This window comes from Vibrio sp. Vb0888 (genome assembly GCF_033338835.1).
In the GTDB taxonomy this organism is placed as follows: domain Bacteria; phylum Pseudomonadota; class Gammaproteobacteria; order Enterobacterales; family Vibrionaceae; genus Vibrio; species Vibrio alginolyticus.
In genome coordinates, this window is the sequence record NZ_JAWOTL010000156.1 from 1 (window position 1) to 1328 (window position 1328).

General features: G+C 47.7%; 1 protein-coding gene. It reads right to left on the reverse strand.

Going from position 1 to position 1328, the window contains the following annotated elements:
• Positions 1-211 precede the first annotated feature (211 nt).
• Positions 212-1328, reverse strand: a 1117-nt coding sequence (gene coaBC / locus R7P72_RS24645; protein ID WP_318110919.1) for a bifunctional phosphopantothenoylcysteine decarboxylase/phosphopantothenate--cysteine ligase CoaBC, incomplete at its 5' end; no start/stop codon positions are given.

Consider the following 1328-nt stretch of genomic DNA (forward strand, 5'->3'; position numbering starts at 1 on the left):
ATACAAAGTTGAGCGGAGGGGATTATAAGATGCTAAGTCGCATCACACTAGACTGCTGAGGGCGGAATGGGAGATTTAACACCCTCAGTTGTCATGTTTAGACTAAATTTGTGCCAGTTCTTAATTAGAAAATAAGTAAAATGCGTGAATTGATGTAATTCGCACTTATTTACTTATTTGTGCCAGTTCTTAATTAGAAAATAAGTGCGAATTACATCAATTCACGCATTTTCTCGAGGATTTTGAAGCTCAGGGCTTCTTTTGACTCTAGAGCTAATGCAAGCTCACCATCAGGCCAAAATAGGGTGATGGCGTTGTCATTACTATTGAAGCCTTGGCCTTCGACTGACACATCGTTAGCGCAGATCATATTGAGGTTTTTCTTCGCTAACTTTCCTCGGGCATAAGTTTCGACATCGTTGGTTTCTGCTGCAAAACCTACCGTAAATGGGCGCTTATCAGTCAGTGCTGCGACGGACGCTACAATATCAGGGTTTTTCACCATTTTGATGGTCATCTGATCGTTGTCTGCCGTCTTTTTCAACTTTTGAGACGCAATGGCCTCAGGTCGATAATCCGCTACTGCTGCGCAGCTGATGAACGCATCGTGACTGATGGCTTGAGCCATCACGGCCTCATACATTTCTTGTGCGCTAGACACGTTAATGCGCTCCACTCCCATCGGTGTGCTCAGGTTGACAGGGCCGCTCACTAGCGTGACTTTTGCGCCTAACTGCGCGGCAGCGTTTGCTAGTGCATACCCCATTTTTCCAGAGCTGTGGTTCGTAATGTAACGCACAGGGTCGATGGCTTCTCGAGTTGGACCTGCTGAGATCAGAATGGACTTGCCTTCCAAGACTTTAGGTTGGAAAAACTGTTCACACAGATGCACCAATTGCATTGGTTCAAGCATTCGACCCGGACCAACATCACCACAGGCTTGTTCACCTGCTGCTGGACCCCAAATGTGCATACCGCGGCGAGCTAGAGTCGCAATGTTCTCTTGCGTCGCGATGTTGCGATACATCTGCTGATTCATTGCTGGAGATACCGCAACAGGCGAATCCGTTGCCAACACTAACGTCGTCAATAAATCATTGCCCATGCCAGCTGACATACGAGCAATGAGGTCTGCCGTAGCAGGAGCAAGCAGCACTAAATCCGCCCATTTAGCTAACTCGATGTGACGCATTGACGCTTCAGCCGCCGGATCGAGCAAGCTATCGGATACTGGTCGTCCTGAGACGGCCTGCATGGTTAACGGAGTAATAAACTCTTTTGCAGCTTTCGTCATGACGACTTGAACTTGTGCCCCTCTCTCTATTAGG